Source organism: Rhizobium sp. KNZ14-9A (genome assembly GCF_056755015.1).
In genome coordinates, this window is sequence record NZ_JBPGXB010000004.1 from 523,685 (window position 1) to 550,021 (window position 26,337).

At 59.4% G+C, this 26,337-nt stretch carries 21 protein-coding genes; 17 read left to right on the forward strand and 4 right to left on the reverse strand.

Annotated elements, in window-relative coordinates:
* Window positions 1-248: 248 nt before the first annotated feature.
* A complete protein-coding gene (locus ACR9ZQ_RS32785; protein ID WP_481429754.1) occupies window positions 249-2,552 on the forward strand; it encodes an FdhF/YdeP family oxidoreductase in 2,304 nt (767 codons plus the stop codon).
* On the opposite strand, the gene ACR9ZQ_RS32790 is transcribed toward ACR9ZQ_RS32785, so the two are convergent.
* A complete protein-coding gene (locus tag ACR9ZQ_RS32790) occupies window positions 2,515-3,558 on the reverse strand; it encodes a LacI family DNA-binding transcriptional regulator (RefSeq protein ID WP_481429755.1) in 1,044 nt (347 codons plus the stop codon). The two genes, ACR9ZQ_RS32785 and ACR9ZQ_RS32790, sit on opposite strands and share 38 nt — an antisense overlap.
* A gap of 235 nt (window positions 3,559-3,793) precedes the next feature.
* Here ACR9ZQ_RS32790 and ACR9ZQ_RS32795 point away from each other — a divergent pair, with 235 nt between their 5' ends.
* The 13 genes from ACR9ZQ_RS32795 (at window position 3,794) to dhaL (ACR9ZQ_RS32855) (ending at window position 18,132) form a co-directional block, all read left to right on the forward strand.
* The gene (locus ACR9ZQ_RS32795) at window positions 3,794-4,933 is read left to right on the forward strand and encodes a sugar ABC transporter substrate-binding protein (protein WP_439018105.1); all 1,140 of its coding nucleotides are present in this window, start codon (window positions 3,794-3,796) and stop codon (window positions 4,931-4,933) included.
* A gap of 78 nt (window positions 4,934-5,011) precedes the next feature.
* Entirely contained in the window at window positions 5,012-6,550 is a 1,539-nt protein-coding gene (locus tag ACR9ZQ_RS32800; RefSeq protein WP_481429756.1) for a sugar ABC transporter ATP-binding protein, read from the forward strand.
* Window positions 6,547-7,542, forward strand: a complete 996-nt coding sequence (locus ACR9ZQ_RS32805) for an ABC transporter permease (protein ID WP_481429757.1) — start codon at window positions 6,547-6,549, stop codon at window positions 7,540-7,542. Before ACR9ZQ_RS32800 ends, ACR9ZQ_RS32805 begins: the two co-directional genes overlap by 4 nt.
* The gene (locus tag ACR9ZQ_RS32810) at window positions 7,539-8,522 is read left to right on the forward strand and encodes an ABC transporter permease (protein WP_481429758.1); all 984 of its coding nucleotides are present in this window, start codon (window positions 7,539-7,541) and stop codon (window positions 8,520-8,522) included. The genes ACR9ZQ_RS32805 and ACR9ZQ_RS32810 overlap by 4 nt, the downstream gene beginning before the upstream one ends.
* Window positions 8,523-8,782: 260 nt before the next feature.
* Window positions 8,783-8,956, forward strand: a complete 174-nt coding sequence (locus ACR9ZQ_RS32815) for a hypothetical protein (RefSeq protein ID WP_481429759.1) — start codon at window positions 8,783-8,785, stop codon at window positions 8,954-8,956.
* Window positions 8,957-9,056: 100 nt separating this feature from the next.
* On the forward strand, window positions 9,057-10,535 hold the full coding sequence (locus tag ACR9ZQ_RS32820) for a sugar ABC transporter ATP-binding protein (protein ID WP_481429760.1): 1,479 nt from the start codon (window positions 9,057-9,059) through the stop codon (window positions 10,533-10,535).
* Window positions 10,504-11,580, forward strand: coding sequence for an ABC transporter permease (locus tag ACR9ZQ_RS32825; RefSeq protein ID WP_439018101.1), 1,077 nt, complete (start codon window positions 10,504-10,506; stop codon window positions 11,578-11,580). The genes ACR9ZQ_RS32820 and ACR9ZQ_RS32825 overlap by 32 nt, the downstream gene beginning before the upstream one ends.
* 94 nt (window positions 11,581-11,674) lie before the next feature.
* Window positions 11,675-12,661: a substrate-binding domain-containing protein gene (locus tag ACR9ZQ_RS32830; RefSeq protein WP_113320389.1), complete on the forward strand. Its 987-nt coding sequence runs from the start codon at window positions 11,675-11,677 to the stop codon at window positions 12,659-12,661.
* A gap of 59 nt (window positions 12,662-12,720) precedes the next feature.
* Entirely contained in the window at window positions 12,721-13,491 is a 771-nt protein-coding gene (locus tag ACR9ZQ_RS32835) for an SDR family oxidoreductase (RefSeq protein ID WP_007816802.1), read from the forward strand.
* 22 nt (window positions 13,492-13,513) lie between these two features.
* Window positions 13,514-14,509, forward strand: coding sequence for a dihydroxyacetone kinase subunit DhaK (locus ACR9ZQ_RS32840; protein ID WP_310382092.1), 996 nt, complete (start codon window positions 13,514-13,516; stop codon window positions 14,507-14,509).
* A gap of 14 nt (window positions 14,510-14,523) precedes the next feature.
* Window positions 14,524-15,171, forward strand: a complete 648-nt coding sequence (dhaL, locus tag ACR9ZQ_RS32845) for a dihydroxyacetone kinase subunit DhaL (protein ID WP_481429761.1) — start codon at window positions 14,524-14,526, stop codon at window positions 15,169-15,171.
* A gap of 153 nt (window positions 15,172-15,324) precedes the next feature.
* Window positions 15,325-17,415 (forward strand): bifunctional sugar-binding transcriptional regulator/dihydroxyacetone kinase subunit DhaK, encoded by a 2,091-nt coding sequence (locus tag ACR9ZQ_RS32850; RefSeq protein WP_481429762.1) that lies wholly within the window; start codon window positions 15,325-15,327, stop codon window positions 17,413-17,415.
* A 60-nt stretch (window positions 17,416-17,475) separates the two neighbouring features.
* On the forward strand, window positions 17,476-18,132 hold the full coding sequence (dhaL, locus tag ACR9ZQ_RS32855) for a dihydroxyacetone kinase subunit DhaL (protein WP_113320385.1): 657 nt from the start codon (window positions 17,476-17,478) through the stop codon (window positions 18,130-18,132).
* A 32-nt stretch (window positions 18,133-18,164) separates the two neighbouring features.
* Here the strand turns inward: dhaL (ACR9ZQ_RS32855) and ACR9ZQ_RS32860 are convergent, their stop codons facing one another.
* The 3 genes from ACR9ZQ_RS32860 to ACR9ZQ_RS32870 all read right to left on the reverse strand — a co-directional run bounded on the left by ACR9ZQ_RS32860 (window position 18,165) and on the right by ACR9ZQ_RS32870 (window position 22,292).
* Complete coding sequence (locus tag ACR9ZQ_RS32860) at window positions 18,165-18,923, reverse strand: alpha/beta fold hydrolase (protein WP_481429763.1); 759 nt, start codon at window positions 18,921-18,923, stop codon at window positions 18,165-18,167.
* Between the two features lie 43 nt (window positions 18,924-18,966).
* Window positions 18,967-20,742 carry a cytochrome c biogenesis protein DipZ gene (locus ACR9ZQ_RS32865; RefSeq protein ID WP_481429764.1) on the reverse strand — a complete coding sequence of 592 codons (1,776 nt, stop codon included), beginning with the start codon at window positions 20,740-20,742 and terminating at the stop codon, window positions 18,967-18,969.
* Window positions 20,743-21,737: 995 nt separating this feature from the next.
* A complete protein-coding gene (locus tag ACR9ZQ_RS32870) occupies window positions 21,738-22,292 on the reverse strand; it encodes an XRE family transcriptional regulator (RefSeq protein ID WP_481429765.1) in 555 nt (184 codons plus the stop codon).
* 654 nt (window positions 22,293-22,946) lie between these two features.
* On the opposite strand from ACR9ZQ_RS32870, the gene ACR9ZQ_RS32875 reads away from it, so the two are divergent.
* The 3 genes from ACR9ZQ_RS32875 (at window position 22,947) to ACR9ZQ_RS32885 (ending at window position 25,504) form a co-directional block, all read left to right on the forward strand.
* Entirely contained in the window at window positions 22,947-23,795 is an 849-nt protein-coding gene (locus ACR9ZQ_RS32875; RefSeq protein WP_481429766.1) for a hypothetical protein, read from the forward strand.
* Between the two features lie 85 nt (window positions 23,796-23,880).
* A complete protein-coding gene (locus ACR9ZQ_RS32880) occupies window positions 23,881-24,642 on the forward strand; it encodes a metallophosphoesterase (RefSeq protein WP_481429767.1) in 762 nt (253 codons plus the stop codon).
* A gap of 130 nt (window positions 24,643-24,772) precedes the next feature.
* The gene (locus ACR9ZQ_RS32885) at window positions 24,773-25,504 is read left to right on the forward strand and encodes a DUF5983 family protein (RefSeq protein ID WP_481429768.1); all 732 of its coding nucleotides are present in this window, start codon (window positions 24,773-24,775) and stop codon (window positions 25,502-25,504) included.
* The last annotated feature ends 833 nt before the right edge of the window (window positions 25,505-26,337 follow it).

The following is a 26,337-nucleotide window of genomic DNA, read 5'->3' on the forward strand; positions in this document are numbered from 1 at the left end:
CATCATTTATGACGCAATGCAGCAAAGGGGACAAGCAGAAAAGGCAATTTATTAGGCATTTGGTAAAATGATGAAATAATGAGCCATTTGCTTGGTATATGTGCAGTGCCTCTTCTGCGTTGGGAATTTCGAAAAAAGATTGCGACATCCATGCCGTTGTCAGCGGCTGCGCTACCTATGCCTCAGTATAATGCACCGCCCGGACACTCGCTGTTATCGTCGGGCCATCTTGAAGACGGAGAGCGAAGATGAGCGACAAGCGTCCGGAAGGCGTTGAGGCATACAGTCACCCCGCAGGCGGATGGGATGCGTTGAAGGCGGTGGCGAAAACGCTTAAGCATCAGCAGATCGTTGCGCAGGGAAGTACGACCCTGCTCAAGGCAAACCAGCCCGAAGGCTTCGACTGTCCCGGCTGTGCCTGGCCCGATCCCAAACACACGTCTTCCTTCGAGTTCTGCGAAAACGGCGCAAAGGCAATCACCTGGGAATCGACCGCCCGCCGTGTCGCGCCGGAATTCTTTGCCGAACACACGGTCTCTGAGCTTTGGGGATGGATCGATCACAAGCTCGAAGACCAGGGCCGGCTGACGCATCCGCTGAAATACAATAGCGCCACGGATAAATATGAAGCGATCGATTGGGATGATGCCTTCAGCCTGATCGGTGCGGAACTCAACAAGCTCGCAAGTCCGGACGAAGCCGAGTTCTACACGTCCGGGCGCGCGTCCAACGAGGCGGCTTTCCTTTATCAGCTTTTCGTGCGGGCCTATGGCACGAACAATTTTCCCGATTGCTCGAACATGTGCCATGAGGCGACGAGTGTCGGCCTGCCGCTGTCGCTCGGTGTCGGCAAGGGTACGGTGACGCTCGAGGATTTCGATCATGCCGATGCAATTTTCAGCTTCGGCCACAATCCCGGAACCAATCATCCCCGCATGATGACGACCTTGCATGAGGCGTCCCGTCGCGGTGTTCCCATCATCGTCTTCAACCCGCTGAAGGAGCGGGCGCTCGAGCGTTTCGCCGCGCCGCAAAACCCGGTGGAAATGGTGACCCTATCCTCGACACGCATTGCGTCGGCCTACTATCAGCTTCGCACAGGCGGCGACCTCGCTGCCCTCAAAGGGCTGATGAAGCTGATCTTCGAGCGCGACGAGGCCGATGTCGCAGCCGGCGGCGAAGGCGTTCTCGATCGGGCCTTCATTACCGAACACACTGTCGGCATCGATGCCCTGAAGGAGGATCTCGCCAATGCCGGCTGGGCCGATATCCTCGGCGTGTCCGGCCTTACCATGGAGGCGCTGAACAGCGCTGTCGATGTCTATCTCAATGCCCGCAATGTTATTCTCTGCTACGGCATGGGGATCACGCAACATGCCAATGGAACGGCGAATGTCCAGCAGCTTGCCAATTTCCTGATGCTGCGCGGCAATATCGGCCGCCAGGGCGCAGGGCTCTGCCCGCTGCGTGGCCACTCCAACGTGCAGGGGGACAGGACTGTCGGCATTACCGAAATCCCGAACAAGGCGCTGCTCGACGGTATGGAACGCGCCTTCGGTTTTCGGCCTTCTGCAGAGAAGGGCCATGATGCGGTCGAGTCCATTGAGGCAATTGCGGCCGGCAAGTCCAAGGCGCTGATCTGCCTCGGCGGCAATCTGGCTGTCGCCATGTCCGATCCGGACGTCACCTTTGAGGCGATGCGCAAGCTCGATCTTGCCGTCCATATCGCCACCAAGCTCAACCGCTCGCATCTCCTGACGGCAAAGACCTCGATCATCCTTCCCTGCCTCGGGCGGACCGACCTCGACACCCAGGCATCAGGCCCGCAGTCCGTAACGGTGGAAGATTCTATGTCGATGGTGCATGCCTCGCGCGGCTTCCTCAAGCCGCCGAGCGAGTTTCTGAAATCCGAACCCGCCATAATCGCCGGCATTGCGATGGCCACACTCGGTACAAAATACGGCATCGACTGGAACGGGCTGATCGCCAATTACGATCGAATCCGAGAAAAGATCGAAGTCGTCTTTCCGGATTTTCACGAGTTCAACAGTCGCGTCCGGCTCCGCGGCGGCTTCCGGCTCGATGTTCCGGCTTCCTATCGCGTCTGGAAGACGGCGAGCGGAAAGGCGAATTTCCTTGTCGCCCCCGGTCTCGACGAAGATCCCCGCCTGAAGGACCCAACGATACTGGTGCTGACGACGCTGCGCAGCCACGACCAATACAACACGACCGTCTATGGCCTCGACGATCGCTATCGCGGCATCTTCGGCCGCCGTGACGTCATCTTCATGAGCAGTCGGGATCTTGCTGAACGAGGCCTGCGTGACGGAGACCGCATCGATATCCGTTCAGCCACCGGCAACGGTGGCGGGAAAACCGTTATCGGTTTCACGGCTGTCGAGTATAGTATCCCCGTCGGTTCGGTGGCCGGCTATTATCCGGAAATGAATGCGGTGATTGCCCTTGATCACTATGACCGCAAGTCGGGCACGCCGAGCTACAAGGGTGTTCCGGTCACGATCGCCAAGAGCGAGGCCCAGGCTGCTGCCTGATGGTCACGCCCGTGCTTTCGCGGGCGATGACCTCGAAACCAAGATCGATCTGGCTCGGCGGCTGGCGGCTCGTCGAATTGAGAGCCGTCAGTACCTTTTCGGCGGCAAGCTTGCCCGTCTCGAAACGCCTCGTCACGATCGATGAGAGGGATGGTGACGCACAGGCGGAAAATTCCAGATCATGAAAACCGATGATGGCGATATCGTCAGGCACGCGGATGCCGCGCTTGCGGCACTCCTGCATGGCGCCGAGCGCCACGTTGTCGTCGGTGCAGAATATCGCTTCCGGGCGGCCGCCACGTTCATGCATAAGGGCCAGGAGATCGGAGCCGAGCGCAACCGAGCTGTGCCGCGGCCGCTGGGTGACGATCTCAAGGTTCTCCAAGCCCGCTTCCTGCATTGCCAGGCGATAGCCGTCGAAGCGGGACTGGGAACGATGGTCGAGATTGCCTGCCAGAAAGGCAATACGCTTGAAGCCACGGTCGATGAGATGCTGCGTTGCTGCCTGCCCGGCGCGATCTTGCAGCATGCCAATATTGAGGTCGATCGGATCGGGCGATAACTCGAATGTCTCGACAACGGGCAAATGCGCCCGCATCAGAAGCTGATGGGCAAGCGGCGTATGATGAATGCCGGCGATGATGATCGCTTCGACTCGTTGGCCGAGCAGTACCTTGATGGCATTTTCCTCTTCCTGTTCGGAATACCGGCTATTGACGACGATGACCTGAAGGCCCGCCCCGACTAGCACGTCGTGCAGAGCGAAGAGATATTCGGCAAAGATGACGTTATAGAGGGTCGGCACGATGACGCCGATTGCATGCGTGCGCGACGAGGCAAGCCGGCTGGCCGCAATATTCGGCACATAGCCGAGTTCCTGGACGGCGGCATTGACACGCAGCCGCAGCGCCTCCGAGACCGCATCGGGTTTGCGAAGTACGCGTGAAACTGTGATCGGGCTGACGCCGGCCAGAGTTGCCACGTCATCCAAAGTTATTCTTCGCATTGTCATCTCGCTTTATACAGAAAAATCATGCCGATCTGTAATGTATCTCGCAACTGCGAAATATTTCCTATCGATGATTACAGTTGACAGCGCTAGCAAATCCGATTTGACAGCGCTGTCAACTATGTTAGGCTCAAATTACACCGGAAAAGGATGGGATGGAGCCTTCCGGGATCAGCATGCCAATAAGATTTTGTGGAGGGGCGGCCTGGTCCGCCTGAGGAGGAGACATTCAATGCTTAAGGTGAAGAAAGCGAAGATGGCCCGTATCGCCGCGTTTTCCGCGTCGGCGTTTGCGCTGCTCTGCAGCACGGCCATGGCGGCGCCAAAGGTCGTGTCCGGCCCCGCCGCCGATCCGAACTGCATGGTGCCGTGGTCGGCCGAAACCCAATTCCTGCAATATCCGAAGAAGGATGGTCCTTACCGCATCGCGCTTGCCAACGGCTATATCGCCAATACCTGGCGCATCCAGATGGTGCAGACGGCAAAAGCCTACGCCGCTCAGCCGGATGTCGCCGCCAAGCTGAAAGAATTCAAGGTCGTGTCCACCGGCGAGGACGTTCCGGCCCAGATTTCGGCGATCAACAACTTCATTGATGCCGGCTATGATGCCGTCGTTGTCAACGCCCAGAACCCGACAGCCTTCGGTCCGGTCATCAAGCGCGCCAAGGAAGCCGGCGTCGTTCTTGTCGCCTTCGACAATATCCTCGACACCAAGGATGCGATCAACGTCAACGTCGACCAGAAGGGCCTTGGCGTCATCTGGGCCGATTGGCTGGTGAAGCACCTGCCGCAGGGCGGCAAGATCCTGGAAGTGCGCGGCGTTGCCGGCACCTCCGTCGATACGGATCGCCATAGCGGCATTCATGAAACACTGGACGCTTCCGGCAAGAAGTTCACCGTCACTGAAGTCGTCGGCAAGTGGGATGATGGCGTAGCGCAGAAGGCAACGGCCGATGCGATCGCCACCAATGGCCCGTTCGATGGCATCACCGCGCAGGGCGGCGACACTGGCGTCGTGCAGGCGATGATCGATGCGAAGCATCCCTTCGTGCCCTTCGGCGGTGAGACGGAAAATGGCTTCCGTAAATTCTGCGCGGCCCATGCGGGGGATGGCCTGAAATGCTCGTCGGCAGGCACCGGCCCAGCACAGGTTGCTGTTGCCATCAAGACGGCCATCGCAGCTCTTGAAGGCGAGGTCGTTCCGCAGGCCGTCAAGCTACCGACGGCCCTCGTTTCCGATCCCGATTTCAAGGAAGGGGAGGATTATTACCCCACCCAGTCCGACAACTTCTTCGTCGGCAACTCCTTCCCGACCTGCGGCATCAACTTCTCCGCACAGGAAATCATGGGGCAGACCAAGGAAAACCAGTAGGCACCACCATCCGGACCTGGCTACGGGCGCTCGCGCCCGCAGCCTCGATCTCGACAAGACCGAATGGAGGCTGGATGCATGACCCTTTCCGAACCGCTTCTGCGCCTGGAAGGCATATCGAAGCGCTATGGCGGCGCGATTGCGCTGAAGGAAGCTAATATCGCTGTTCGAACGGGCGCGATCCACGCCGTGCTCGGCGAAAACGGGGCCGGAAAATCGACCCTCATCAAGATCATGGCCGGTGTGGTGGCGCCGGATGAAGGGCGCATGCTGCTGGACGGAAATGAAGTCTCGTTCGCCTCGCCGGCCGCCGCCAATGCTGCCGGTATCGTCTGTGTTTTCCAGGAACTGTCGCTCATTCCCGATCTTTCCGTGGCCGACAACATCGTCATCAGCAATCCGCCGCTGCGTTTCGGCATGATCGACCGTAAGAGGCAGCGCCAGATTGCCGAGGAAGCACTTGCCCGTGCCGGCGCTGCCGATATCCATCCATCATCCCTGGTGAAGGATTTGCCGCTTTCTCGCCGTCAGATGGTAGAGATCGCCAAGGCGCTTGCCCGCAAACCGCGTCTGATGATCCTCGACGAGGCGACCTCGGCGCTGACCCAGTCGGATGTCGAGAAGGTCTTTGCTGTGCTGAAGCAGCTCAGGGCCGAGGGCATGGCGCTGATCTATATTTCCCATCGCATGCATGAGATCACAGAGCTCGCTGATGACTGCACGGTCTTCAGAAACGGTCGCAGTATCGAATCCTATCCCGCCGGCACCAAGAGCGACCAGCAGGTAGTGGAGCTGATGATCGGACGCGAATATACCAACGTCTTTCCGCCCAAGCCGCTGCAATCGAGGGCGGGCGCGCCGGTTTTGTCCTGTCGCGACCTCTCCTGGGGAGATCGGCTCTCCGGGATCAATTTCGACGTGCGCCCTGGCGAGATTATCGGTTTCGGCGGCCTGGACGGGCAGGGGCAGCGCGAATTGCTGCTGGCGCTTTTCGGCGTGCTGCGGGACCTCAAGGGCGAGGTGACGGTCGATGGCAGACCGGTCAGGTTGAAGAGTCCGGGTGCGGCGAAATCGGGCGAGATTTCCATGGCGCTGATCCCGGAGGACCGCAAGACCGAGGGGTTGATGCTGCCGATGACGGTGCGCGAAAACCTGTCGATCGCAGCGCTTGATCGTGTTTCGCGCAACGGCGTGATCGATCGCGCAGCCGAACTTCGGGAGATCGACGAACTTCTGAAGCTGCTGGCGATCAAGGCCGCGACGATCGACATGCCCGTCGCTTCGCTGTCCGGCGGCAACCAGCAGAAAGTCGTGATCGCCAAATGGCTGATGAACCGGCCGCGCATCATCCTGCTCAACGATCCGACACGCGGCATCGATGTCGGCACTAAGCAGGAAATCTATGCCCTGCTGCGCAAGCTTGCCGATGCGGGTGCAGCCATCATCTTCTATTCGACCGACTATGACGAACTGGTCGGTTGCTGCGACCGCGTGCTCGTCATGTATGATGGCAGCATCATCCGCATTCTCGAGGGAGACGAGATCAACGAGCGCGAGCTGGTGAGCGCCGCCCTCAACATCGGCGCCGCTGAGGCGCAGCAAAGGATGGCCCAATGAGCAGGCAGGCGACTGGTGAATGGCGCTACCGGTACGTTCAGCAGAAGGGCACGCTCTTTGCAGCGCTCCTCTTCATCCTGATGTTCATCATCTATGTCTCGAACCATCCCGCTGGCTTCACGCCCAATGTGGTGCAGACGGCTGCCAACAAGGCGACATTGCTCGCTTTCGTGGCCATGGCGCAGTGTTTCGTGGTCATAACGGCGGGCATCGACCTTTCGGTCGGCATGATCCTGATCCTGTGCAACTGCCTCGCCTCGTGGCTTGTCGTCGGCACGCCGCTGCAGACCGGGTTGGGTGTCGTGGCCGTACTTTTGACCGGTCTCGCCTGCGGCCTTCTCAATGGTCTCGTCATCATTTTCGGCCGGCTTCAGCCGATCGTCACGACGATTGCGACCAGTGCGGTCTTTTACGGACTGGCGCTGCTGTTGCGGCCCACACCCGGCGGCTCGGTCAATGAAGATCTCGCCGATACTTTTACCTCGAAGCTTTTCGGCGTCATCCCGGCAAGCCTTGTCGTGCTCGCGCTTGTCGTCCTGGTGATCTGGGTGCCGTTCAGCCGTTCGGTGCTCGGCCGCACCGCCTATGCAGTGGGCTCGGCCGAAAACGCCGCCTATATGTCCGCCATGCCGGTGAAGCGGGCAAAGCTTGCTGCCTATGCACTGGCTGGTTTGCTGTCGGCGATTGGCGGGCTTTATCTGACTTTCTTTTCCTATACGGGTGAGGCGGCCTTTGCGAGCGGCAACGCCTATACGCTCTATTCGATCGCAGCAGTGGTGCTCGGCGGTGTTTCACTTGCGGGTGGTAAGGGAAGCGCTGTCGGCGCCGTTTTCGGTGCGCTGGCCTTCCGCACCATCGGCGACCTGCTGTTCGTCTTCGATCTCGATCCGCTGTGGCAGCCGCTCTTCCAGGGCGTGGTGCTGATGCTGGCAGTCAGCATCGGCTGCATCGGCCTGTCGCGCGTTCGCAATCGTCTGGAGTGGTTCCAATGAGCGAGGATGCTTCCACCATGCGGCAAATTCCTGTGCCCGCCCGGCTGCGCGGTGTCGATCCGGCGGTGGCGATCGCCTTCGGGTGCATCATCCTGCTGCTTCTCGGCGGTTCGCTCTATTCCTCCAACTTCCTGTCGCCGGATTACCTGCTGCAGCAATTGAAGGTAGCTTCCTTCCTCGGCGTTATCGCAACGGGCATGATGGCGGTCATCCTGCTTGGACAAATCGACCTGTCTGTGCCCTGGGTGGTGACGACAGGGGCGATGATGGCCTGCGCCGCCACTGCTTACGGAATGACGGGTGCGGTCCTCGCAATCCCCTTCGGTATTCTCTGCGGTGCCGCGATCGGCCTCGTCAACGGCATCGCAGTCGCCTATCTGCGCATTCCCTCGATGATCATTACGCTTGCGACCAATGCCGTCGCGCAAGGGTTGATGGTCGTTTACACAGGCGGTTTTTCGCCGCAGGATTCGGCCTCTACCGCCATGCGCTTTCTGGCAACCGGCTATGCCATACCAGGGCTTCCGAATGGCGTTCTGGTGTGGTTGGCCGTCGGCCTGCTTGCCGTCTTCCTGCTCACGCGCACCACCTTCGGCCGGGCGCTCTATGCGATCGGTAATCGTGAGCGCGCCGCGTACATGTCCGGCATCAATACCCGTAGGATCACCCTGCTGGCCTTCATCATGTCAGGCGGGCTCAGCGCGCTCGGCGGCGTGCTTCTCGCCGGCTACGCCTCGAAGGCATCTCAATCCATGGGCGACGCCTATCTGCTGCCTTCGATCGCCGCCGTGGTGCTTGGCGGCACACATGTGCTCGGTGGCAAGGGTTCCTATCTCGGAACCGTTGCCGGCGTCATCCTGATCACCCTTCTCCAGTCGATCCTCTCGGTCATGCAGATCGAGGAGGCCGGCCGCCAGCTCATCTATGGCGCGGTTATCATCGGCATGCTGCTGCTTTACGGGCGGCAGAAGATCTCGTGACGAAACTCAGTGTTTTCCCTGGTTCTGGCCGTCGATTGCCCTGACGTTTCGACCGATAGACCATTCGGGCCGAAGCTGGCGGGCGAGATAGGTATCGACGATCGCTTTGGCGAGTTCGGGCCGACCACGCATGCATCAACGGTGATGATGACTTGGTGGCGCGCTCGGCAGAATAGGCATCGTCAGTCAACGCCGCACGGATGCGTGTTGGCAGAAATCGACACGCCGGTGACCGTTGCTCAGAAGAGCTGGGCCCGATCATGCTCGCCGTCGATAATCTCTTTGCGCCACGTCGGCATGATGTTCCACACGCCCTCATTTCCGCCGCGCTGTCGCTTGTCGCCCTGAAATTGCTGGCTTTTTCGGCGCCGTTCCTGGCTCTCGGATACCCTGACATTTACGTGATTGTGCGTCGCTTGACATTTGTCGAATAGCAATCGAATATTGTCAGCATCGATATTCGGGCGGAGGTTTCCGGATGTCGAATGGCGCGCTGAAACGTGCTCGCCAGACGCATGCGTGGAGGAGACGGACGTGGAATTTCTGCTGGAAGTGGAGGGGCTCAAGAAGTCCTTTGGCGGCGTCGCAGCCCTGCGCGACGGCCGCTTCCAACTTCGCGCCGGCTCGGTCCACGCGCTGTGTGGCGGCAATGGTGCGGGCAAGTCGACCTTCCTGAAAATTCTGATGGGCATTCACAAGCGCGATGCCGGCTCGATTCGTCGGCGGGGCCGGGGGGTGGATTTCTCCAGTCCGGCTGATGCGCTCGCATCCGGTATTGCAATCATCGAGCAGGAGCTGAGCCCGGTTCCGCACATGACGGTCGCCGAGAACATCTATCTTGGCCGTGAGCCGTCAGCCCGTTTCGGTGGCATCGATTTCCGCACCATGAACCGCGCGGCACAGAAGCTGCTCGATGGACTGGAATTCGATATCCGCGCAAACCAGTACATGATGAGCCTCTCGGTCGCGCAAATGCAGTTGGTGGAGATCGCCAAGGCGCTGAGCCACGATGCCGAAGTCATCTTCATGGACGAGCCGACATCGGCGATCGGCGAGCGTGAGGCCCAGCAGCTCTTTGCGGCGATCCGCCGCCTGCAGGCCCAGGGGCGCGGTATCGTCTACGTCTCGCACCGCCTGTCGGAAATCTTCCAGATCGCTGATTCCTACACGGTCTTCCGCGACGGTTCCTTCGTCGGTGCCGGCCCCTTGTCGGAGATCGACCGGCCGAGCCTGATCCGCATGATCGTCGGACGGGAATTGTCGGAAGAATACGTCAAGACCAATACGCCGACACCTCAGATCGGTCTGGAGGTCAGTGCGCTCTCCTGCCCGAACAAGATCGAGGACATTTCCTTTTCCGCCCATAAGGGCGAGATCTTCGGCATATACGGGCTTATGGGCTCCGGCCGTACGGAAATCTTCAACTGCCTCTTTGGCCTCGATAAACCATCGAAGGGACACATTGCAGTGGACGGTGCGCCGATCTCGGTCGCGAAGCCCTCGGACGCGATGGCTCATGGACTGGCGCTGGTAACCGAGGATCGAAAGCAGACGGGGCTCAATCTCTCCGATTCCGTTCGCGCCAATATCTGCATGGCAAGCTTGCCGGAGTTGAGCCCCGCCTTTGCGATGGACCATGCGAAGGAAGTGGATGCCAGCAGGCGGATGCGCGAGCAGTTTCAGATCAAGGCAGCGCGCGACACCATGCCGGTATCAGGCCTTTCCGGCGGCAACCAGCAGAAGGTCGTTCTCGGCAAATGGTTCCTGCGCAACCCCAAGGTCCTGCTGCTGGATGAGCCGACACGCGGCGTCGATGTCGGCGCGAAGCGCGAAATCTACCGAATCATCTGCGACTTCGCCGAAGGCGGCGGCACGGTGGTGATGATCTCATCGGAAATAGACGAAGTTCTCGGCATGTCGGACCGCATCATGGTGATGCGCGCCGGCAAGAGCGCCGGAATATACAGCCGGGAGGAGACGAATGCCCAATCACTCGTCCACTTATCAACCTGACCAGGGTCAGGGCGTTCGTCCGGCAGCAGAGGAGCAGGCAGTGTCAGTGAGTGAGAACAAGAGTGCGGGCGGCTGGTTCAAGACCGAACAGCGGCGTTTGATCGTGCAGGAATACGGCATCTTCCTCGCCTTCCTGCTTCTGGTCGTTATCCTGTCGTTCTCGAATGAGTTTTTCCTGACCGGCGGAAATATTTCCAACGTGCTGCTGCAGACGTCCATCAACGGCGTGCTGGCGATCGGCATGACCTTCGTGATCCTGACGCGCGGCATCGACCTGTCGGTCGGCTCTGTCGTAGCACTCGCCGGCATCGTCAGCGCCAGTTTTGCCACCACTTCGGAAACGGCCGGGGTCATCGGTTCGCCCTATCCGGTCGCTATCGGCCTGCTGGTCGGTGTCCTGGTCGGTGTTGTCTGCGGCTCGATCTCCGGCGCGATCGTCTCGCGCTTCTCGGTGCCTGCCTTCGTCGCCACACTCGGCATGCTCTCGGCTGCCCGTGGCATGACGTTGATCTACGGTGGCGGTCGCCCGGTTCCGGCGCTGACACCCGCCTTTCGCTGGATCGGCACCGGTGATGTATTCGGTCTTCCTGCTCCCGTCATCGTTCTTGCGGTCGTCTTTGTGGCTTCCTGGTGGGTGCTTAACCGTACGCGGTTCGGCCGCTACATCTATGCCGTCGGCGGCAACCCGCATGCGGCCAAGACTTCGGGCATCAACACCGACCGAATCCGCTTCACCGTCTATGTCATCTCCGGCGGCCTGGCAGGGCTTGCAGGCATCCTGCTCAGCGCCCGCACCGGTTCGGGCCTGCCGCAGGCTGGCGTCGCGTATGAACTGGACGCGATCGCGGCAGTCGTCATCGGTGGCACGAGCCTTTCCGGCGGTGTCGGCCGGGTGACGGGAACACTGATCGGCGCTCTCATCATCGGCGTGATGAACAATGGTCTCGATCTGATGGGTATCCAGTCCTACTACCAGCAGGTCCTGAAGGGCGCCCTCATCGTCGGCGCCGTCATGCTCGACCAGAAACGAAATTTCGGAGCCTGAGCTCAACAACAGAAATTCGGGGCAGGCGCTTCGGTCGCCCCGTCCGACAGGCAAGCCATGCTGGCAGCCTAAACCCAAGGTGGAGGAAAATGAAATGAAAAAGCTTCTGATTGCGCTTGCTTCGGCAACGGCACTGCTGGCTACGTCGGCCGCAGCCCAGGAGAAGATCAAGATTGGCGCAGCGCCCTACGGCCTGAATGCAGAATTCATGCAGATCTGGACTGCGGCCCTGCAGGACCACCCCGCCGTCAAGAGCGGCGAGGTCGAACTGACGGTTTTCGATGGCCGCTATGACGCATTGGTTCAGCAGGACCAGTTCAAGACGATGATCACGCAGAAGTACAACGCCATCATCTTCGCTCCGATCGACGTTGATGCAGGGGCATCTGCCGTTCAGTCCGCCGTCGACGCCGGCATTCCGGTCATCGGCTCCAACACCCGCGTCAATTCCGATCAACTGACCTCCTATGTCGGTTCCGATGACACGGTTTCCGGTTATCTCGAAGCCAAGAGTGTGCTGGACAAGATCGGCTGCAAGGGCAATGTCGTGATCATCGAGGGCCCGGTCGGCCAGTCGGCGCAGATCCAACGGTTGCAGGGTAACAAGAAGGCGTTGGCCGAGTGCCCTAACGTCAAGGTTCTCGAAGACCAGACTGCAAATTGGTCGCGCGCCGAAGCCCAGACGCTGATGGAGAACTGGCTGACGTCGCACCCGAACCAGATCAACGGCATTATCGGCCAGAACGATGAAATGGCGCTCGGCGCCATCGAGGCGATCAAGGCTGCCGGGCTCGACGTCAAGAGCTTCGCCATCGCCGGTATCGACGGCGTCACCGATGCGCTGCGGGCCGCCAAGGCCGGTGAGATGACCTCGATCCTTCAGGATGCTCGCGCCCAGGCGCAGGGCGCTCTGGATCTTGCGATCTTCAATGCCAAGAAGGGCGACTATAAGCCGGAATCCGATATCTGGACCACCTACAAGGATATGCCGTGGAACGACGGCAAGGATAAGACCTATAATGTCCCGTGGACCCCGGTGACGGCTGAAAACGTCGATAAGCTGCTTTCCACTCGCAAGTGATCCTCCCTGGGGCGGGATGAAGATCCCGCCCCATATCCCGACAGGTTGAGAAGAAAGCCATGACTGATTCAAAACAGGTTGATTTGAACTTTTCCTTGAGCGGCAAGGTCGCTCTGATCACGGGTGGGGCCTCCGGCATCGGCAGCGCCATCGCATCCGCCATGGCCGCCAAAGGCGCGATCGTCGGCGTGGTGGACATCAATGGATCGGTCGCGAAGGCCAAGGCCGACGAACTCGGCAACGGCGCGAAATCATTCGTCTGCGATGTGTCGGACCCGCAATCGGTCGAAAAGGTGGTTTCCGACGTGGTGGCCGCATTCGGTCACATTGATATTGCCGTCAACAGCGCCGGTGTCGTCATGCTCGCGCCAGCAGAGGAACTCAGCCTCGATGCGTGGGACAAGACCATCGCGATCAATCTCAAAGGCACCTTCCTGGTGTCCCAGGCCGCCGGCCGCGCCATGATCAAGGCGGGCAGGGGCGGCAAGATCATCAACATGGCCTCACAGGCAGGCACGGTCGCCATCGACCAGCATGTTGCCTATTGTGCCTCGAAGTTCGGCGTCATCGGTCTTTCCAAGACGCTGGCTGCCGAATGGGGAAAGCACGGCATCAACGTCAACACGATCTCTCCGACCGTCGTCCTGACCGATCTCGGCAGGAAGGCATGGGACGGCCCACGCGGTGAGGCGCTGAAACAGCGCATTCCATCCGGCCGTTTTGCGTTTCCAGAGGAGATTGCGGCGGCGGCGGTGTTCCTGGCTTCCAACGGTGCCGATATGATCAATGGCGCGGACCTTCTGGTCGACGGCGGCTACACCATTATCTGACGCGCGGTAGATAGGAGTTATAATGCAGAGATTTATCAATAATCCGGACGAGGTCGTCGAGGATACAGTCAAGGGTTTCGTCAAGGCCCATGCCGACATCGTCAGGCTATCGGCACAAAATCCCCGTGTCATTGCTGCTCGTCACACACCGGTCGCCGGCAAGGTGGGCGTCATCACCGGTGGCGGTTCGGGCCATGAGCCGGCCTTCATTGGTTATACCGGCCGCAACATGCTGGATGCCGTGGCCGTCGGCGAACTTTTCTCTTCGCCAACCGCAAAGAGCTTCCTCGATGCCGCGCGCGAAGCCAATGGCGGCAATGGCGTCGTGTGCCTCTATGGCAACTATGCCGGCGACAACATGAATGTGAAGATGGCAATCAAGCTGGCGGCCAAGGAAGGCATCGAGATCGTCACCGTCGTTGCCAATGACGATGTATGTTCAGCAGGCCCTGAGGAGCGCGAAAAGCGTCGCGGCGTCGCCGGCGAGATATTCATGTGGAAGTGCGGCGCGGCGAAGGCTGCAGAGGGCGCGAGCCTCGAAGAGGTTCGTGCGACCGCTCAGAAAGCGATCGACAATTGCCGTTCGATCGGCGTCGGCCTCGGCCCCTGCACGCTGCCCTCCGTCGGCCATCCGAATTTCACCATCGAGCCCGGCACGATGGAGGTCGGCATCGGCCACCATGGCGAACCCGGCGTGCGCGTCGAGCCGCTGAAATCCGCCAAGGAAGTTGCCGAGGAGATGGCGAAGATCGTTCTCGACGATCACCAGCTTCCTGCTGGAGCCGAAGTCGCAGTTATCGTGTCAGGGCTTGGCGCAACGCCGCTCAACGAGCTCTATATTCTCCACGATACGATTGAATCCGAGATCACCGGACGCGGACTGAAGATCTATAAGGTCTATATCGGCAACTATTTCACATCGCTGGAAATGGTCGGCGCAACACTGACCGTCATGGCACTGGACGACGAGCTGAAGCGGCTGCTGAATGTTGATGTTCAGTGCCCTGCGATGCTATGAGGGGAGGCAGGCGAATGCAGCAATTTCGGAATGCCAAATCAGGCGATATCGTTCTCTCGCTTGCCGATCGGATCATCGAAAACCGCGCCTATCTGAGCGAAATTGACGGCAAGATCGGCGACGGTGATCATGGCGTCAACATGGCCAAGGGTTTTGGCATGGCGGCCGAACGCGTCAAGGGGGCAGATATGTCCTTGGCGGAAGCGCTCGACACGCTCGGCACCGTGCTGATGACGGAGATCGGCGGCTCCATGGGGCCGCTCTATGGCGTCATGTTCACGCAGTTTGCCGAAACGATCGAGAAGTCTGATGCGATCGACGCCGCGACGTTTAGCACCATGCTCCACAATGGCCTCGATGGCATTCAGGCGATCGGCTCGGCCAAGGTGGGCGACAAGACGCTGCTCGACACGCTCGTGCCGGCGATCAGTGCGTTCGATACGGCGATCGACAGCGGAAAGTCCTTTGGCGAGGCGCTTCAGGCTCTCATCGCAGCTGCGGAGGCCGGACGGGACAGTACACGCGATCTCGTCGCCAAGATCGGTCGCGCTAGCCGTCTCGGCGAACGTTCGCTCGGCGTGCTTGACGCGGGGGCGACATCCTGCGCGTTGATCCTGAAGTCGCTGGCTGATGGCGTGGAAACGAGGCTCCAGCCCGCCTGACAAATCGGGCTTTGGTGAGAGCCCGTGATCCTCCCTTGCATCACCTTCCCGGCCGCTTCGGCGGCCGGGAACAATCGGCCCGAGGTACGTTGAAAACGGCAGCTTTTGCGCTCATCTTCGCCGTCGATTGCAGACGAGGGGAAACCAGGCAGGATGACGGCTAAGACATCATCGGCACGAAAGAACACTACGGCTGATATCGCGGCTGAACCAATCCCGCTGCGCTACGGCGACGATCCCTATGTGTGGGCATGCTGGCTCTACTACGAAGATGGCATGACCCAAGGCGATATCGCCGAAACCATGGGCATTTCACGGGCCACGGTGAACAGCTACCTCGCCGATGCGCGCGCCCGCGGCATCGTCAATATTTCCATCGAACCCTCGCGCCTGAGTTCGCTCACCATCGCCCAGGAACTGAAGAGGCATTTCGGTCTGCATGACTGTCTTGTCGTGCCGAGCGACGACAATGCCCGGCCGCTGATCGAACGGCTTGGCGCAGCCGGCGCGCAGGCACTGCAGAAACTGTTGAAATCCGGGGATACAATGGCGGTCGTTTGGGGCCGCACCATCATGGCGGTCGGCGAGCAGGCCGCCATTTCGGGACTGCAGGACATGACCATCGTGCAGGCGACAGGTGGGACGAGCGCAACCTTCGCCTACACGCCGGAACTTTGTGCCGCGGCCTTTGCCGACGCGGTCGATGGCCGGCTTATCAACATTTCTGCGCCTGCCATCGTTTCCAGCGCCGAATTGCGTAACATGCTGATGCGCGAACCTTTGATCGATCAGCAGTTTGAGGCGCTTTCGCGGGCAAACAGGGTGATTTTCGGCATCGCCTCCATGCGGCCGAATTCCACTATCCACACCAGCGGCTTTTTTGAGTCGGTATCGCTGCAGGACTATCTGGCGAAGGACGCGACCGGTGTCGTTGCCGGACGCTTCATCGACGGCCACGGACGGCCCGTCGCCGGTCCGCTGGACGACCGGACCGTCGGCATTTCGCTCGACCTCCTGAAGAAGATCAACATGCGCATTGCTGTTGCCGGCGGGTTCGACAAGGTGCCGGCGATCCTCGCCGCGCTGCGCGGCGGCTATGTCAATGTCCTGATCACCGATGCAGCCACCGGCCGCGGCATCCTGAATGCTGATGGCGTCACCGAGATCGCCCAAAAGCTCTCCCAGCGTCCGCGCGCGGAAAGCGAGGTGTCGGCGCCGCTGAACGGCGCTCGCACCCACATCAAGAAGTTCCTGAACAATCCTGATGATGTCGTCGAGGAAATGCTCGAGGGTGTCGTCAAAGCGCATGCGAATTACCTCCGCCCGGTCGACGGCTCCAACCGCGCTCTCGTTGCCCGCGCGGGCCCGCGGGCTGGCAAGGTTGGTCTGGTCGTCGGCGGCGGCACCGGCCATGAGCCGGCGTTCCTCGGTTATGTCGGCAAAGGGCTCGCTGACGCCGTCGCGGTCGGGAATATCTTTTCCTCGCCGCCTCCGGGGCCGATCCTGCAATGCGCCAAGGCAGCGTCGGGCGGGGAGGGCGTGCTCTTCGTCTACGGCAATTACGCCGGCGACGTCATGAATTTCGAGATGGCTGCCGAAATGGCGGCAGAGGACAATATCGAAGTCCGCACCGTGGTGACGACCGACGATATCTCCTCCTCGCCTTTGGAGGATCGGGATGGACGCCGCGGTGTTGCCGGCAATTTCTTCATCTTCAAGATTGCCGGTGCGGCCTGCGATCGTGGCCTGTCGCTGAATGCTTGCGAGGCAGCAACGCGAAAAGCCAATGACCGTACGTTCACGATGGGTGTTGCGCTGGAGCCCTGTTCGCTGCCGCAAACGCGTCGCCACAATTTCGAGATCGGTCCCGACGATATGGAAATCGGCATGGGCATTCACGGCGAACCGGGCGTGATGCGCGAAAAGATGATGAGCGCCGACGGCGTGGTCGATGTCGTCATGGATCGCATATTTTCGGAGATGAAACCGGTGTCGGGGGACCGCGTCGCCGTTCTCGTCAACTCGTTCGGCGGCACGCCGCTGATGGAACTCTATATTCTCTACCGAAGGGTGGAGCAGCGCCTGAGCGCGAAGGGGATCAAGATCGAAGCGAACTGGGTGGGGCATTATTGCACATCGCTCGATATGGTCGGCGCATCCATATCGATCCTGCATCTCGACCAGGAATTGACGGATCTGCTGCATCACCCCTGCGATACGGCGTTTCTGAGGGTCGTAAACTGAAAAGCATAAAAGCATAAAAGCATCCCAGGGGGCTGGGCTGCATGAATTGGGAGGATACGCATGTCGGCAAACGCGGCTCGCCGCCTCAGCAGGATGTTTCACCGGATATCCGTGGCGATTTCGGCTGAGAAGGATCATCTCTCCGATCTGGATGGCGCGATCGGCGATGCCGACCACGGCATTACCATGTCGCTCGGCTTCCAGGCGGTGAATGGCGAACTGGCGAAACACGATCTCGATAAAATATTGCCATCAGAGGTCTTTTCGCTTGCCGCATCCGCCTTTCTCGATGCTGTTGGCGCATCGACCGGCCCGCTCTATGCCACTGCTTTCCGCAAGGCAGCGCAGGCTTTGAAGCGGGACGAGACGCTTTCGATCGCCGCTCAAGCTGCAATTGTCGAGGCTATGACATCGGGTATCCGGGACCGCGGCAAGGGGCAGCGCGGTGACAAGACGATGCTGGATGCCTGGATCCCGGCAACAGAAGCGGCGGCGGCTGCCCGCGACAGACAGGCGAGCGTCTCGGACATGTGGAACGGCATTCTTGAAGCCGCAGACGCCGGCGCACGCTCGACCCGTTCGATGGTTGCCACGCGCGGCCGTGCCGCCCGCCTCGGCGAACGATCCCTTGGCCACATCGATCCGGGCGCGGCATCGGCCGTCGTCATCATCAAGGCGATGAAGGAAACGTTCACGGAAAATGAGCCGGCGGAGTGATCCACCGGCTCCGGTCACCGCTTTTGATCCGATTACTTGCCGGCTGCCTCGGCTGCCTTCGCGATCACATCGGCGACCGTTTCCGGCTGAGACGCGAAGACGGCATGGCTTGCCTTGATCTCCGTCACCGTGCTGCCGGCCCGCTTTGCCATGTCACGTTCGAGGTCGGGATTGATCGAACGGTCTTCGGTGGCGACGATCGTCCAGCTCTTTTTAGTCTTCCAGGCGGGATCCCCGACCTTAGCCGAGAAGGCCTCCTTGGAGGCGAAGACCTGCGATTTCGCTAGGAACGCGGCCTCGTCCTTCGGCAGGTCGGCGGCGAAGTCGTTCGCGAAGGCGGCCGGATCGAGATAGAGGTATTTTCCGTCCTTCGTCTCACGAATATTCATGCCGCCAGCCGGCTTGGAACTCGCCAGGCCGATGAGGCTTTCACCCTTGTCCGGCTGGAAGGCCGCGACATAGACCAGGCCCGCGACATTGGGACTGTTGCCGGCTTCGGTGATCACCATGCCGCCATAGCTGTGCCCGACGAGCAGGGTCGGGCCGTCCTGCAAGTCCAGCACCCGGTTGGCGGCGGCGACATCATCGGCAAGCGAGGTGATCGGCTCCTGGACGATGGTGACGTTGAAGCCGCGGTGCTCGAGGATTTCGGTTGCCTGGCGCCAGCCGGAGCCGTCGGCGAGTGCGCCGTGGACGATGACGATGTTTTTCACCTCGGCGGCCTGGGCAGCAAAAGCGACGACGCTGGTGGCGAAGGCAAGGGCGAGAGTAGAAAAATACTTGTGTTTCATGGTGATTGCTCCTGTTGTTCAAGTTAAATGAGAGAAGGAGTGTTCAGCCGAATGTGAAGGCGTAGGCTTGGACACCGGGATCGAGGAAATGGATCTCGAAGTTGCGTGCTTCCACCGCGCCGGACTGGCGCACGAGCTGGTAGAGTTTGGTCGAGGTCACCGTGCCGTTTCCGTCGGCATCGATATCGCTGCCATGGTCGTCACCTGGCGCCTTGCCGTCGACCGTCACCTGGAAGCGGATCGGTTTGCCGTCAGTACTTGGGCCAAGAACGAGATGCAGGTCGCGGGCGCTGAAGCGGTAGGCGATGCCGCCGCCTGCCTGATCCAGGGTCGCCTCTTCGGCACCGACAGTCCATTTGCCCGCAAGTCCCCACTGGTTGAGACCCGGCTGCTTGACCGAATAGTCCTTGGTGGCATCGGCGCGCATGCTCTCATTGGACGCAAAGCCGGTGGCCTGCTTATAGCCGATATAGGTCTCGTCGGAGCCGATGTCTTTCAGGTCCGGGCTCACCTCGGCGCCTTTCGCATCCGGCACGACCGGTGCGCTTGTTGCCATCTCGCTGCCGGCTTCGCGCAACAGGTCCTGGATCGCCTGCTCGGTCTGTCGGTAGTTGCCTTCGCCGAAGTGATGTTCGCGGATCTGGCCCTTGGCATCGATCAGATAATGGGCCGGCCAGTAGCTGTTGTCGAAGGCGCGCCAGATCTTGTAGTCGTTGTCGATTGCGACCGGATAGCCGATGTTGAAGTCGCCAATGGCCTTTTTGACATTGTCGATCCTCTTTTCGAAGGCAAATTCCGGGGCATGCACGCCGACCACGACCAGGCCCTGGTCTTTGTATTTTTCAGCCCAGGCGCGGACATAGGGGATAGTGCGGATGCAGTTGATGCAGGAATAGGTCCAGAAATCGACGAGCACGACCTTGCCACGAAGCTGTTCCGTCGTCAGCGGCGGCGAGTTCAGCCATTCGACGGCTCCGTCCAGCGATGGCGCACGGCCTTCGACCGGCAGATCGCTGCGGAAAGGTTTCTTCGCATCGGCAATACCGATCGTCTTGTCGTTGCTCGCGACTTCGGACGATCCTCCATCGGTTGGCTTCACATTCACCCTGTCGAGAACGGCCTGCTCGAAGGACGCGGTGCTGGCATAGGAAAGCTGCGAAAGCAGGCCAGTGTCGAGACCGAGTGCGATAACGACGACACCTGCAAGCACAGCAGCGCCGAGGCCCTGACGAATGCGCTCGCTGACGCCGAGCGACTTCTTCATGCCGGCAAAGATCTTTCCGCCGACGGAGAGTGCGATAGCCAACGAAGTGGCGGCACCGGCGGCATAGGCGAGCAGCAGGAATGTCGTCTGCAGGTTGGCGCCCTGAAGTGCCGCACCCGTCAGCACGAGACCGAGGATCGGCCCGGCGCATGGCGCCCAGAGCAGACCGGTTGCAACGCCGAGAACAAGCGCGCTCGCCACAGTCGGCGCAGCACCGGTCTTGCCGGAAGCGTTCAGCAGCCGGTTACCGAAATCGACGACCGGCTGGGTGATGAAGCTTGCAACACGCGGCGAAAGAAGACCGACGCCGAAGACGGCAAGCAAGGTCAGCGCGGCAAGGCGGCCATATTCATTGGCGTTGATCGCCCAGCTGCCGCCAACGGCGGCAAGTGTGGCTACCAACGCGAACGTGGCGGCCATGCCGATCAGCAGGGGCAGCGTGCTGCGCACGAATGGCTGTCCGGCGCGGGCGAAGACGAAGGGCAGGATGGGAAGGATGCAGGGGCTGAATATGGTCAGCGCCCCTCCTAGATAGGCAATGATAAGAAGCGTCATCATCGTTTCCTTTGAAACCAGGTGATCGGGCTCTGGACGGCGATGCAGCCCGACCAGCAACGCGGCTATCTGGCCGGGGCGATGTATCTCGGATGTGTCTGGTTTCCCGGCAATATGTACCGAAGTGTTTTCACGTATTACCAAGAAAGGTCATTTATGGGAGTGATGTGGAGGCGTCGGTCCATTTCGTTCCATCTTCAGGTTTCTGTAATGCAACCACACTGAGTCGAGGGTCTGAGCCCCTGCAAAGCAGTGCCTCACACACAGGCAATTGCAGGGGCGATGTTGACCCTCGGGTCCTTGCTCAACAGTCACCTCGGCGATGGGTTGTACAACGCAGATGGGTCTCTGGACCCGCGTCAGCGGGCTCGGTCATAGGGAATTGGCGTCGGTTTGATACTTGTGCTGAATGATCGGATGCTCGGCTGTTTTGTGCATGGCGAAAACGGGGATGTCCGTTGCCAGTGGGGTTCGTTGGCCACACCTGAGAGGTGTGCTCCCTTTCAAATGCCCTATTGCTAAGATTATACGCTCTTGTGAGCGTGAGGACGATCCAAGCTACGAGGCACCTTGATGCGGTCTATATCGAGGTGACGGCATGGACACTCATGGCTCCAGAGCTCAGTGTGTGATGTCTCGATCGAAGCAGAACGTACCATACGGAATTTTGTTAATTCCGCAGCGACTCGGGTGTCGGGCTTACGGGCATCGCTGAGGTGAAACGGCGTTGCCCAAGGTTGATGATGAGCGTTCCCGTTCAGTGTTCGGATCGGCTAATGGTCCGGGGACCACAACATTGCGACCTTTGTCTGTCGAGCACGATCGGAACTCAGGGCAATTTCAGCGAAAAGAACAAATTGTAATCGATCGACGCATCTAAGCCCGTTGTCCTTCAAAGGAAGGGCCGCTCGCGTTCAGCCTGCGCGTGCGATGCTCTCAACCGGCTACATTCTCGGTAGCGTAACGAATTTGCGGTTGCAGCAAACTGTCATTCGTCACTTGGGCGGGCCTGCCTTGCGCTCTGCCTTCCATCGAACACCGACACCATAGAATTTCTGCGTCGAGGGCTCGCCCCATCCCGTGAACTCGATGCCTTCCGCTTCATAGAAGTCGACGAGCTTCTGGTAGGATTCAGCCCATTTCTTCCCCGCTTCCAGGCCTCTCACCGCGGCGACCGTTAGTCCCGCTGCTTCGGCAACGTCTCTCCGCTCTCGGTTCAGGAACGCGCGTGCCGCCCTGAACGAGACGGATACGTCCATAGCGTGGAAGGACGCGCTAGCCGCCGGCTTTCCGGGATTTTCAGGAGCAGCCCAGCAGGCTCCACAACGGACGACCTCGGAGCCGATCAATCCTTCGCCCAGGAAAACGATGCCCTTGCCAGTGTAGAATTCGATAAGACGTAAGTTGGTGTCCGCAAGGAGATAATCGGAGTTCTCAACGATCGAAAGGGACTTCTGAGGAATGCCCGCTTGGTCCGCAACATCGCGCTGCGAGACTCCCAAGAGCGCGCGCGCGGCGCGTAATGCCTCAGCGGGTGCAATGATCCTCATCTCTGCGAGAGAGCTGCCGACTTGAATAATGTCAACAACGGCACTCCGAGGTCTTTAAATAACTCAAAATGAGTCTATAAAGGGCAGTGTGAAGTTGATTCGGACATTATTAATAGGGACCTAGCGTGACACACGACGAATCGGATGCGGGCAAGTGCTTCGGTACGCCCCGCGCGAGCCTGGTGACCATGCTTCGCCGTCTCGCAGATGATCTGGAGAATGTCGACAAAATCGACGCTGGCTTTCCCACAGTGGCGATCAACTCTTGGTGCCTGGCAAGCAGAAGGGTACCATGCCTCGTTGGACGGACCTTTGCTCATCCCTCGATCCAGGATGGTCGAACTGCTGCGTCTAGCGAGCTCTTTTATTTGGACCGCCATCGCGGCATCGCGAGGACTTTATCTCGATGGTACCGTTTGGGGTCGCAAGTCGAATTTGACCATTGGCAGGGGCGTCTCCCGCCGATCTCTGACGACTACGTCTCCTGATGAGGATGGAACGACAATGAGAGGCTTGCGGTCTATGGTGGAGAGAAGAGGCCCACCTAAGGGGCAGTTGGTTACGGGCAAATCAGTTGCCGCCGGTTGCATCCCAAACAAACGACGGATAGCGCCCGGAGCCGAGCCCGTTGGGCTAGTATACGGACGGGACTGGGTGGAACCGGTCGTCGACTTTCTCGCCACGCAGCTCCCCCGCGATCACTCTGGGAAATGGGAGCACCAGTATACGAGTTGTTACGAAGCCGGCTGCGATGCGCTGATAAGGCTTGGCTATGCGACCTTTGCGACGTTGGGCGCGGTGCCCGCTCCGGAACCCGCATTGCCCACAGTTTTGCCGCGGTGGGACGATCTTGCTGCGATCGTGGTAAGTTTGGCCGCTCAAAACAACATCCTCGGGTACCGGCATCATCCGGGAACGCGAGACGCGCCTAAACCGTCAGGTCTTCTTCGACCCAATATCCGTGCTGCAAACGGGTGCGGACCCGCGTTTCTAGCGCCCGAGGCATTTGCGGCTTTCCAGAGTCTCGGTTTGATCCTGGACGGACGATGGACAGAAGAGGCGGAGACAATCCTCTGGCGTGACGATCCCCAGGAGTGGGCCATCGATTTCACGGTAGACAAGCGCTTTATTGAGGGTCGTGACATCGCGCTAGCTACCATTCCAGAGGATATCGTCGCCGAGATCGAGAGCATCACTGCCATAACCGAGCAGGACATCGTTGAATGGTTGGCGATGATGGCGCGAGGTTCCTCGTCGCCAAAGGCGAGGTCGGAAGCCGTGGAAAACCTCCAACTGTGGATCGCGTTCGAGCTAGATGACCTATTCCACGAACGTTGGCGACTTGGTGATGGTTGGCTTTCAGAGGACGAGGCTGGGCGGGGGCTAACAAGAAAATACGACCCGGTTGCGTTAAACATGCGACCGGCGTTTGCTGCCCGGTATCTTCCGGAACTTCCGTATTTGTTTCAAAGAGACTGGGGCCGAAATTATGCTGAGCGATAACAATCGCACGCGACGAGCGGCGCTGTGCCAGCAGCCGCAAGCATTTTTCATTTCCGGTCCTAGGCTCTGATTGAAGGCCCCGACCATGAAAATTTGGGCGATATCCGACCTTCATCTGGAATTCGGCGAACCGTTCAACTGTGAACCTCCAACTGAGGCAGATGTCGTGGTCTGCGCAGGCGACGTTCTGACAAAGGGCATTCTTCCCAGTTTGCGGTGGCTGACGCAGAAACTTGCGGGAAAACTTCCCGTGATTTTCGTGGCGGGAAATCACGAGTACTACGGTGATGCAGTTCAGGAGAGCTTGAAGGAGGCCGTGGCAGAAAGCCATCCGGGTGTTCACTTCCTCGAGAACGCCGTGGCTGAGATCGATGGCGTGTCGTTTGTTGGAGGGACGCTTTGGTCTGATTTTCGGCTGTTCGGCATCAATCCCCAAGTCGCGATGTCATACGCAGCTCATGACATGAACGATTACGATAAGATCAGGCTTTCAAAGAGTCCGTACTCTAAATTCAGGCCTATCGACACTTACAGAAAGCATGTCGAGACGAGGGAGTTCATAGCTGCGGAACTTCGCGACCGTTCAACCGAAAAAGCAGTCGTCGTCACCCATCACGCACCGTCGCCCCAATCGGTTGCCGCGGAGTTTCGACATGATCCACTGTCGGCCTGCTACGCGTCGGATTTGGAAGAACTCATCTTGGAGACAGGGCCAGCACTTTGGGTCCATGGCCACGTGCATCACCACAATGATTACCGTGTCGGGAGCACGAGGATTGTATCGAACCCGAGAGGGTATCCGAGAGAGAAAACCGATTTTACGCCTGGTTTCGTTGTGGAAATCTAGGGCTTGAAGACGTCACAACTTCTTCTGCCTCTGTCCAGTTTTGGGGTTGCGCCCCCCTCATTTCCGGGCAACCATTTTGATGTGGGAGAAGGACTACATTGACAATCGAGCGTGGCAAGGGCTGCAAAGCATGAAAACAGAACAGACGTTGGTACTCAATGAGCGGCACCTCGCTGCGCGAACCGCACGGTTTCTTTGGCAGACGCGGGCCATCGACTGGCCGGTTCCGGGTGGGCACTTTGGCGACCAGGGCTTCTTCTTCCACGCCGTGGATGAGAACGGCGTTGGTGCTGACTTCATTCCCAGCGATCTCTTCGATGTTCTGGAATATGCCAGCGAGGAGGGATACCTGTACGTCGTCATCACTTCCTATGGACGCGTGTGTTCGGATTTGCCGCTGTACGAAAGAGTCGGTGACGACAAGCGTGTGCATGCCTTGCAGTTTATGGACTGCAAAAGCACTGAGGAACTTGATACGCAGAGGGAACTTGATGCTCTCGAGATGTTGAGCGCTACGCCTGGTTTCCATGCCGGCGACCCGCAGCTAAGCGATGACATAACGTCCGTCATCGGTGAATTGATGTCAGTTCAATCCCACGTGCCTGAAGTCTCCGCCGGCCACCAACGCGAAACGGTCCAACGACTGATAGATTTGGCAAGTGCCTGCACAGCTATCGCAAGACGCCCACCTGTTGAGCTCGTCGAAAGCGCGAAGGCGGTTCAATCCGCACTCAAATCCGTTTCGGAGATGCTGGATAGCGAAAGCTTTAATTCGCTTTGGGGTGTTCTCGGTGAGGCGCATTACCGGTTGGAGCGCGCGCAGGCCGTTGTCGGCAATCTTGTTGTCCCGGAAGCAGCGTAGGCCTGCGAAGCCCGAGGCGTGAGTGCCGATGCCAGCATTGTGGTGGGTAGAACGACTACCGATACGATTAATCGCTCGCCTCGTGCCGACAGCGCCGCCAAACGACGGCGGGGTGGCAATCGCGTCTGTTCTTGGCGTCCCCCAAATGGCTGGAATATGTGGCATGAACTTCAAAATGATGCCAGAACTGAGCTGTACCTGAGGATATCCTTTCACGTGGGCGATCATAATCCTGAGCGCCGTCGAACCACTGCTTACAGGAGCGGTGCGTCGAAGCGGCCATTGGCTATTCGCCGCCCCCCCTTATGCGAAAATGACAGACAAAATTGCTTCTTATGCGAACATGGTGGACGTTTTGATTGACGCACGCATTCTTATGCGAACCTGAGAGACATTGCTAATGCGAACGTAAGTCGAATGTCGCAGGTTCGAGCCCCGCAGCGGTCACCAAAGATTATGCAGCGCCAGATACGTCTGGACTATCTCTTGTTGATAAAAGGTTTGTCCCTGCGCGGTCTGATATGGGCGTTTCCCGGCATTTGATTTGGGCATCTCCATTTTTGGGACGCTTGTTCACGATCTAGCGCAGGCCCAGCGTCTTGCGGACCGTGTGGGATTTCAGCGTCCCGGTGCCCTTGTTACCATTTCCGTATCCAAAGGTGGGCGCGCGGAAATGACCGAAGACAGGTTCGAACTTGACAATCTGGTTCAAAAGCTTGAACCGCAGCTCGAGTTCCGGACAATTGGTTGGGAGCTTTCCGAGCGAATCAAAAATGGTTCTTCGGCCGATCCGACTGGTGAGATCGATGGGCTGTTAGAACTGGCGTTCACAG

Coding starts and splice junctions, on each gene's coding strand:
- ACR9ZQ_RS32810 (WP_481429758.1), top strand. CDS start 7,539: ATGAGCGAGGATGCTTCCACCATGCGGCAAATTCCTGTGCCCGCCCGG.
- ACR9ZQ_RS32830 (WP_113320389.1), top strand. CDS start 11,675: ATGAAAAAGCTTCTGATTGCGCTTGCTTCGGCAACGGCACTGCTGGCT.
- ACR9ZQ_RS32790 (WP_481429755.1), bottom strand. CDS start 3,558: ATGCGAAGAATAACTTTGGATGACGTGGCAACTCTGGCCGGCGTCAGC.
- ACR9ZQ_RS32860 (WP_481429763.1), bottom strand. CDS start 18,923: ATGAAACACAAGTATTTTTCTACTCTCGCCCTTGCCTTCGCCACCAGC.
- ACR9ZQ_RS32800 (WP_481429756.1), top strand. CDS start 5,012: ATGACCCTTTCCGAACCGCTTCTGCGCCTGGAAGGCATATCGAAGCGC.
- ACR9ZQ_RS32795 (WP_439018105.1), top strand. CDS start 3,794: ATGCTTAAGGTGAAGAAAGCGAAGATGGCCCGTATCGCCGCGTTTTCC.
- ACR9ZQ_RS32870 (WP_481429765.1), bottom strand. CDS start 22,292: ATGAGGATCATTGCACCCGCTGAGGCATTACGCGCCGCGCGCGCGCTC.
- dhaL (WP_481429761.1), top strand. CDS start 14,524: ATGCAGCAATTTCGGAATGCCAAATCAGGCGATATCGTTCTCTCGCTT.
- dhaL (WP_113320385.1), top strand. CDS start 17,476: ATGTCGGCAAACGCGGCTCGCCGCCTCAGCAGGATGTTTCACCGGATA.
- ACR9ZQ_RS32840 (WP_310382092.1), top strand. CDS start 13,514: ATGCAGAGATTTATCAATAATCCGGACGAGGTCGTCGAGGATACAGTC.
- ACR9ZQ_RS32805 (WP_481429757.1), top strand. CDS start 6,547: ATGAGCAGGCAGGCGACTGGTGAATGGCGCTACCGGTACGTTCAGCAG.
- ACR9ZQ_RS32885 (WP_481429768.1), top strand. CDS start 24,773: ATGAAAACAGAACAGACGTTGGTACTCAATGAGCGGCACCTCGCTGCG.
- ACR9ZQ_RS32850 (WP_481429762.1), top strand. CDS start 15,325: ATGACGGCTAAGACATCATCGGCACGAAAGAACACTACGGCTGATATC.
- ACR9ZQ_RS32825 (WP_439018101.1), top strand. CDS start 10,504: ATGCCCAATCACTCGTCCACTTATCAACCTGACCAGGGTCAGGGCGTT.
- ACR9ZQ_RS32835 (WP_007816802.1), top strand. CDS start 12,721: ATGACTGATTCAAAACAGGTTGATTTGAACTTTTCCTTGAGCGGCAAG.
- ACR9ZQ_RS32815 (WP_481429759.1), top strand. CDS start 8,783: ATGCTCGCCGTCGATAATCTCTTTGCGCCACGTCGGCATGATGTTCCA.
- ACR9ZQ_RS32865 (WP_481429764.1), bottom strand. CDS start 20,742: ATGACGCTTCTTATCATTGCCTATCTAGGAGGGGCGCTGACCATATTC.
- ACR9ZQ_RS32880 (WP_481429767.1), top strand. CDS start 23,881: ATGAAAATTTGGGCGATATCCGACCTTCATCTGGAATTCGGCGAACCG.
- ACR9ZQ_RS32785 (WP_481429754.1), top strand. CDS start 249: ATGAGCGACAAGCGTCCGGAAGGCGTTGAGGCATACAGTCACCCCGCA.